This is a genomic window from Vibrio makurazakiensis (assembly GCF_050337375.1).
Lineage (GTDB): Bacteria > Pseudomonadota > Gammaproteobacteria > Enterobacterales > Vibrionaceae > Vibrio > Vibrio makurazakiensis.
Genome location: NZ_JAKJSW010000195.1, coordinates 1 through 7,939 on the forward strand (window position 1 = coordinate 1; position 7,939 = coordinate 7,939).

Annotated in this window: 9 protein-coding genes; 5 read left to right on the forward strand and 4 right to left on the reverse strand. The window is 40.3% G+C overall.

The window, feature by feature from the left end:
* Positions 1-1,652: recombinase family protein (locus tag L4C33_RS17425; RefSeq protein ID WP_428813679.1), on the forward strand; the 1,652-nt coding region annotated here is incomplete at its 5' end.
* A gap of 92 nt (positions 1,653-1,744) precedes the next feature.
* Positions 1,745-1,975 (forward strand): hypothetical protein, encoded by a 231-nt coding sequence (locus L4C33_RS17430; RefSeq protein WP_428813680.1) that lies wholly within the window; start codon positions 1,745-1,747, stop codon positions 1,973-1,975.
* 211 nt (positions 1,976-2,186) lie between these two features.
* Here the strand turns inward: L4C33_RS17430 and L4C33_RS17435 are convergent, their stop codons facing one another.
* The 4 genes from L4C33_RS17435 to L4C33_RS17450 all read right to left on the reverse strand — a co-directional run bounded on the left by L4C33_RS17435 (position 2,187) and on the right by L4C33_RS17450 (position 5,065).
* On the reverse strand, positions 2,187-2,354 hold the full coding sequence (locus L4C33_RS17435) for a hypothetical protein (RefSeq protein ID WP_428813681.1): 168 nt from the start codon (positions 2,352-2,354) through the stop codon (positions 2,187-2,189).
* A gap of 252 nt (positions 2,355-2,606) precedes the next feature.
* Positions 2,607-3,071 carry a hypothetical protein gene (locus L4C33_RS17440; protein WP_428813682.1) on the reverse strand — a complete coding sequence of 155 codons (465 nt, stop codon included), beginning with the start codon at positions 3,069-3,071 and terminating at the stop codon, positions 2,607-2,609.
* A 299-nt stretch (positions 3,072-3,370) separates the two neighbouring features.
* Positions 3,371-3,934, reverse strand: a complete 564-nt coding sequence (locus L4C33_RS17445) for a recombinase family protein (RefSeq protein WP_428813683.1) — start codon at positions 3,932-3,934, stop codon at positions 3,371-3,373.
* Positions 3,935-4,051: 117 nt separating this feature from the next.
* Positions 4,052-5,065, reverse strand: coding sequence for a helix-turn-helix transcriptional regulator (locus L4C33_RS17450; protein ID WP_428813684.1), 1,014 nt, complete (start codon positions 5,063-5,065; stop codon positions 4,052-4,054).
* A gap of 95 nt (positions 5,066-5,160) precedes the next feature.
* On the opposite strand from L4C33_RS17450, the gene L4C33_RS17455 reads away from it, so the two are divergent.
* The 3 genes from L4C33_RS17455 to L4C33_RS17465 all read left to right on the forward strand — a co-directional run.
* Positions 5,161-6,768, forward strand: a complete 1,608-nt coding sequence (locus L4C33_RS17455) for a DUF4145 domain-containing protein (protein ID WP_428813685.1) — start codon at positions 5,161-5,163, stop codon at positions 6,766-6,768.
* A gap of 9 nt (positions 6,769-6,777) precedes the next feature.
* The gene (locus L4C33_RS17460; protein WP_372046441.1) at positions 6,778-7,035 is read left to right on the forward strand and encodes a hypothetical protein; all 258 of its coding nucleotides are present in this window, start codon (positions 6,778-6,780) and stop codon (positions 7,033-7,035) included.
* Positions 7,036-7,939: PcfJ domain-containing protein (locus L4C33_RS17465; RefSeq protein ID WP_428813686.1), on the forward strand; the 904-nt coding region annotated here is incomplete at its 3' end.

A 7,939-nucleotide genomic window follows, 5' to 3' on the forward strand; every position in this document is an offset into this window, starting at 1 on the left:
CAGCATATGTTGGAGCCAATACTGTAGAGAATGCTGGATTAGGGGCGTTTCTAGAAGCAGCTAAGTCTGGAAAAATTCCGCCAGGGTCACTGTTAGTGGTTGAAACAGTAGACAGAATCAGTCGCTTAGAGGTTAACAAAGTCCGTAAAATTTTTATGGAACTTGCTGATTTCAAAATTGATGTTGCAATTACAAAATTTAACTTGATTGTTCATCATGATAATCCATCTGATATTGGGAGTGATGTTTTACTCACTGTTTGCATTCATTTAGCGCACTTAGAAAGCAAACAAAAATCTGAACGTATTAAGGCATCTTTTGAGCTTAAGAGAAGAGCTGAGGAGAAGGGCGGTGAAAAGCGAACGTCAATATGCCCTGCATGGATGGAGCTTAGCAGTTGTAAGACTAAGTTTGTTTTAAAACAACCTGAAGCCAGTATTCTAAAACGTATATTCACGATGAGGTTAGAATTAGGCATTGGTTCACATCGAGTTGCACAAACTTTAAATTCTGAAGGGATTCCATCATTTACTGGTGGTGAATGGTACTCAGAAATCGTTTTAAAGTATCTAAAAATGATACAAGCATACGGAGCTTTTCAGCGCACAACTGATGACTATAGTACGAAAAAACGTGTCAAGGTACCTTTTGGACCATGTCAGGATAATTATTATCCTGCTGTTGTCACTAAAGATGAATTTGATAGGGTCCAAGCAAGTTTAAGACGCTCAACGAAAGGGCAAGCTTCTCCGAAATATAGAAACTTGTATTCTGGTTTGACAAAATGCGTTTATTGCGGTGGTCCACTCTCTTACTCGAAGTCGAACCGAGGAAAGTCGAAGCTACGCTGTAGAAACTCGATCAACAAGCAATGCAAACTGAGTTCAGTCGGCAATTTTGATTATCATCGAATTGAAACACTCCTACTTAAGAGCTTTTCCAGTTTTGATTTCCGAAGCTTGAACAATGAAACTCCAGAACATCACTTACAGTATTTGGAAACGGAGATTGAACGTTACGCAAATGAGTTGGATGAACTTGAAAAAGAGATAAATGAAGAACAAAGCTCTCGCTTACGTAGGGTTTTATCTGCGAAGTTTAATGAGATTGAGTTCGACCTCAATGCTCTAATTGAAAAGCGTACTGAAGCATATAGTTTACAAGCTGTTCCCGACAAAGGTGACTTGCTACCCGAACTAGAGTCTTTAGAAAGTAGGGCTAAGTATAACAAACATATTTCAAGCTTTGTTGAGTACRTAATTGTTGCGCATCACTGCCTGTACATTAAGTTTAAAGGGAACTTGGGGACTATCCAACTCAACTATGCCGATAAGTATCATAAAAAACATAAACGAGGATTTTTAACAGGATCTGAGATTATCGAAGCTAAAGTTATCAAGCGTATCGACTTAGAAGATAATGAAGTGTTCCTGGTAGACGTTGATCGATGTGTTGAGGAACGAAACCAAAGGTTTTCGAAACTTTCAACTAAGGCTGTTGCGCCTAGGGATAATGATTTACTCACTAGTATAAAGTTTGTGCATGCTGTCATGCGGGAGAAAAAATTCCACAATACAAATGTAGGAATTGTTAACCATATGTTTGATATAGCGGAGAAAGTATTACTTTCCCAGCAAGGTCAAAGAGTTTAGCTGATAACAAACAGGCTTCTGTTCAGTGTAACAGGAGCCAATTAGAAATAATGATTGAACCTAAACAATAAGAAAAACAAAAGGTAAATAAAATGAATTACATAGCCGAATTAATAGAAGATTGCTATAGAGATGCGGGATACGATGAAGGTTACATCTGTTCAAAAGTATCTAAAATGAAACATGATGAATCTAAGTATCATACGTTAGCTTTGAGAGCTTCAAATCTTGATATGCAAAATAGAGAACGTCTAGCTCATAAAATGGATGTCGACCCGAAAGAACTAAGTTTTGTATTAGATTTTCTCGCTCAACGAGTGTAAGAGAGCTATGCGTCACATTGAGTATTTAGTGTGATGTCTACTAATTCAGACCTGATCTGACAGTTACATGCTTTTGTACATAGTGTCTGTCAGATTATGCGTGAGTAGCGTTGTAAACAAGCTTAGTTCTAGATAGAAGCCGCTTTGATGTAACGTACTACACCAAATAGCTTGATTTTCATCACATTGTAGGTGAAGGGATCACTAGAGTTTAACCTTGCTTCTTCCTAAGTTTGTAACCGCTGCTGTCATCGAGGCGCTCCCAAGTTAGGGTGTCGCCCTCCTTCAAATTAAACTCATTGAGAATCTCTTCTGGTAGCTCTATGAAGCTATCTCCATTAAGATCTTCAGTCACTTCAATGATAAATTCTTCTGACATGTAACCCTCTAGGCGTCATCATTTTTGATTGAGTATGACTTAAACATTAGCTGATTCATTGAGCTAAGGCTATCCATTTTGTTGGTTCGTATAGTTGAGCAGATCTAAGCTAGCCATCGCTGCTAGCTCAATATTGGACGTGTCTGAGTTACGAAATGACATCTGAGAAGGTTCTGGACAAAAGTTAGCTAGAATATCTAATCTAAAATGCTAGTGTCAGATTAGAAAAGTATCTTGAAGCCTTAAATACTCTTATGTACTTATTTCGTTTTCGAAATCTTGCCAATTCACTTCAGGGTCTTCACCCAATATACCCACGGAACCGACCCCCTTTCGGTGAAACCAAACATACTCATCGGTAAGTAAGACCCCTTCGGCACGTTTTATTACCGAAGCCCAGTCACTATCTGACTTTACTTGACCCGCCTTAATGGCAACATAGCCATAAGACGTTAGAATTAAGTGCAGCATCATTTTATCATCTAGATTGGATACGTTGACTGTTTGTCTGATTTCCCCACTAATAGTTCCAAGAAAAAACGCTAAGCAACAGCGCCCTTTATTTCCTATTTTATGGATTGAGTGTCGCTCCATAATATTCTCTAACCTAAACTTGGATAGCTCTAACATAGGGTACATACTTTGTATGAAAGGGAAGTTATCATCGATTACTTTGAGGTTTTTATCTTCCCACGATTTAGTGAACCAAAGACGCATTATAAGCTCGCAACATAATTGATAACTGAGTAAGTCTAGCTATCACTCACTAAAGTGCATAAGGTTTGCATAACATATTCACTACCATGTCAATGTGGTGCGTTTTTCGGTTCTGATTTTGGTCTACAAACGATTGACTAAATTATTCTAATGGAAGTTTACGCCAATCCAAACAAGCTTTGGGGCAAAAATAAGTTAGGCAAACCTTGTAGAGCAAACGTTTTAAATTGAAAGGTTATCTCCCGATGGCGAAAAAGGTTGGCAAAAAGACATTCAGTAGAATGAGCAGGTGTGGAGAGTTACTCATGTTGGGTTTTGATATAACGATATAATGTCGCAATACCAACACCAGCCGCTTTTGCTGCTTTTTCTTTGCTCATACCGTTCTCCACATATCCAAGCGCCTCTTCACATTTCTTAGTCGTGATAGGTGATGCTTGCTTTCCTTTGTATTTTCCTTGAGCTTTCGCTTCTGCAATTCCCAATGCTTGTCGTTCAAGTAGCAACTCTCGCTCCATTTGGGCTACGGAAGATAGTATTCCAAGAATCATCTTCCCTGAGACGGATGAGGTATCAATTCCTATGTTTAGAATCTCAAATTCAATTCCTTTGCCTTGGTACTCCTCGATCATCAGCATTAGCTCTCCCTGAGATCGACCTAGCCGTGACATTTCTCGTACAACAATTTTATCGCCAGTTGTTACTGTGCTGAGTAGTTTATTGAAAGTAGGGCGGTCAATAGTTTTGCCCGATGACTTTTCTTGAACAATCACTGCATCAGGGTATTTCAAAAGAATCTCTTTCTCCTGGGTCGTTGTAGACTGTTCTTTCGTGCTAACACGAACATATCCGTATATCGCCATTGCATACCTCTATCATTTAGAACTTATAAGATAAATCTATCATATAAATACTTCTATTTCTATATGATAGAAATCGAGAGGTCTATTTGATAGGTATACCCAAATGATAGATATTGACTAACTCTGACCGTAAAGCCTTAAGCTAGCATGCAGAGTTTGTATAATTTTGTTTCGTAACGGGATAGGAGAAATAACCTCCACAATATTTGCATTCTTCATCAGCCACCACTCAAAGGTTAGGCTATCGCGAACCTCAGCTTCAACAGTCGTGTACTTTTCATCTTGGTCGATTGTTTTTTGGGCTGGTGATAGCCGAGTTTCTTCAATAAGGTGTAAACCATGTAGGTTATCTATCTTCAATATGACCGTTTGCATGTCTCCTCCAGAGAAGTGACGGGCATTTTTTTCTACATATTCTTTGACGTTAAACTTAGCCAAAATATTATTACTACTAAAACCAACCTTTAATGTGTGTATTCGATGAAGGGCGTAGGTGCGAATGTTCTTTGGTTGGTTTGGCGTCATGCCTATCAGGTAAAAGCTGTTACCGTGAAGAAAGAGTCCAAGTGGCGTTAATGTATAAGCTTTGGGTTCTGTTGCTCCACGTTTTTGATAGCTGAACTCGATATCCTTTTTATTGAGAAGTGCTTGTTCAATCCGCTTAAAAAACTCGTTACCTACGTCTGGTGTCTCTAGTGGTAACTCTTGTTGGAAATAGCAAAATCGCTCGCTCCATAGCTTTGTTTGCTTGGTGTCTTCTTGCTTCAATGAAGAAAATATAGCATCGACATCAGAGCGCAGGGTTGGCGGTAGCATCGACTTAATCTCTTTCTCTATGACCTGTAATGATACAACCGAAGACATCCCGTCAGGCTTAATTGGATGACGATGCCCCTGAGCTATTTGGTAGCGATATGGGCGGCAATCATCTTCAGTTTCAATGCTGGTGTTATCTTCAACCACCTTATTAATAGAGCGTTGAACAGTTCGAAGCTGACTTTTTTCATCGGAATTAATCGCTAACAACCCATAGGAAATCAACGTATCTCGTAGCTCTAAGCTAGAGATAGAGTCTGGATAACAAGGTATGGATTCTAGTATTTTTTGATATCTCAGTATCTGCTTACTCATATTATCCTCTGATGAAAAATAAACCTCATAAGCGACAGTAATTGTCGCCTCTCTAATTAGTATAGCGTTCATAGACAGTGATTAGGAGCGCAAAAATGCAAGCACAAACACACTTTGAGAATGAAAATAAAGATAACTTCGCTTTTCTGAAAGAAGGTTTGGGGGAGCTATATAAACAAGCCGTTTTAGCTGAGCGTTACTATTTTACGGACCCTCAGTCGAGTATGGCGAAGATCCGACTGTTTGTTGAACTTGTTTGCCACGAGTTAGGGAAGCACTTCAAATTACGCCCGCCAGTGCATGGTGACCTATCTAACAAGATCAAGATGTTACAAGCTTCTAATTGTATTGAAGAGTGGGTTATTGGAGAGATGAATGCCTTGCGTCACGATGGCAACCGATCTGTTCACATGACTGAAGTGAATGGTGCTTATATCGCTGAAATGAAAGTCTCTCGCACTCGTATGAAGCAACACATGAGCAGCGTTTTTGAGATTGCTAATTATGTTGGTCAAACCATTCTTGGGATTTCACAACAGAACTTTGACGCTTGGCAGGAACCAACACCGTGTGAGTTGTCGTCATTCGTAACTGATGCGCTGAAAGGCTCTAAAGAAGCGAGCTACTACCTAGCAAGTAAGGTTTATTCTGAGTTGCTAGAGATGAGTGAGCAGACAGGTAAATCTCGTTGGTGGAAGAAAGAACAGTATCTTGATAAGCAAGCGGATCTTAGTTACTGGCTAGAAAAAACACACCGTCAAGGTCATCCACAGAGCTGGTTACTATTTGCTAAGTGTTATGCAAATAAACTGCTGCAAGAAGAGGCGACACGCAATACTAAGACTTGTTTTAAGCTGGCGTTAAAGACTGATGAAGAGGGAGAGGTTGCCTTTGAGTTTGGTTCGTACTTGCTAAAGCATGAGGAAACCAAGCTTGGTGAAGATTACATTCGCCAAGCCGCAGAGCAGGGTTACCACCAGGCGCTTTCATTCGAATTGGATGTAGCATTTCGCGCAGGCGGTGATAAAGAGAGTTGGGTTGAGCGTAGCATTGAATATCGCTTACCAGAAGCATATACAGCAGACGCGTTCCTAAAATTGGAAGCGTATGAATCCGAGCCAACTGAAGAGTCATTAAAGGCACTCCGTTCAGCTTTGGTTGCAGCGCAATCACGCCGTGTGCCAGGCATTGCTCTGCTTAAGTCATACGTGGATTTGACAGTATATGCAGAGCAGCAGCGCGACAAAGCGGCCCAAAATCAATCTATTCAAGTAATGGTTGATAGCTACGAATCTGTTCCTGCTTACCTTGACGTAGAGCTTCGTTTGTTTAATCAAATTACACAAAATGATAAACACTACGACCTAATGATTGAGGTTTATCATCAAGCAATTCTACAAGCTAATGATGAGTTAGAAGAAGCCAATGTAAAATACACCGTAGTTAAGCATGCATTAATCAAAGCTGGAGAGAAGTTTAAGATGCGTGACGGTGTAAAGACGCCAAAGCCTATTCCGACTCTATTACAAGAAGCAGCAGATGCAGGACACAGTGAAGCGCGAGCGTACGTCAACAGCGCTGAGGGTAAAGCAGTTCTGAAGAGTATCGGTTTTACCAATCAAGGTAAAATGCAGAAAAATGCGGCTGAGAAAGTGAAGAATAAGCGCAAACGTAAGCTAGCAAAAAAAGCAAAGCGCAAGTAGGAGATAGTGATGTTTATTGTTTACTTGCTTCTAGGTGGTTTGTTCAGTTGGTTGGCAATCAAATCATTTTGTGCAGCTTTCAGTGGGAACGATGAAGATGAACATGCGTTTCTTGTTGAAGACGAAGCTTCTGAGTTTGGCGATAATGTTGAAGAAGAGTGGGAATATGACTCTGAACTTGAAAATGATGACGATTGTCGAGGTGAATCAGAAGATGAATATTTGTCTGATTGGTGTCCTGAGGACCTGACAGAGGAAGTTGAATAGATGGCTGTATTAACTATCCCAACCACTGATCTTGGTTTTGAGTAYGACCTTGAATTTGAACCATGGAATCAGAAACTTAAGGGATWTAGAACAACAGCCCAATGGCGTTTCCCTCTGGATGGCGGTATAGGACTAGGCTTCAATTATTTACGTCAATATGACGACAGTGGTTGGACGGACACCATTCCTCAGGATTTACTAAAAGCGACAGAGGATTACCCAGAGTTTCAATATCAAATGCTCTGGCTTGCTGCGAATAGCCAAGCCGCAAAACAGCTATTAGAAACAAGGCCAATTTTACTCGCTTTAGTGTGCGATATGCACGGCGTTGACAACGAACAGGCGTTAATTATGTGCCATCTAGGCCAAAAGAAAATCCTGTCTGAGCTAGGGCTTGATGGAACAAAAGCGGCTCTGAAGTTTATCGATAAACTGGTTCTGGACTTTACTAAAGGTGATGAAGTAGAACAGGTTAAGCGAATGCTTAGCCCTCTAGAACAGCGTTACCTTAAGCTGCGCCATTACTCTACGGTTGACTATACAGCTCTTCGCCTTGACCAAGTTTTTCCATTCTTGAGTGGTAGTCGCCTTGGCAACTCTCTTATTAGGCAAGGTTCAATAGCTCAGAGAGTGCGCTTATCGGAATTTCAAGATRCAATTCAGCTAGGTGTTGCACTAGGTATTGATAACCCAGTAGATATCATAAGTAACCAACGTAATTTAGATAGATTTAGAGAGCTGCATGACCGCTGGGCTATTCGTAATAATCGATGGATTTCTCAAGTAGAGAGTGTGGGAGATATAGACTGGGATGCTCCCTACGAGGTATCTCTGAACGGTAATGATTTGATAAAACCGATCATCAATTATCGTCAGCTACATAGAGAGGGAACAGAACAAATAC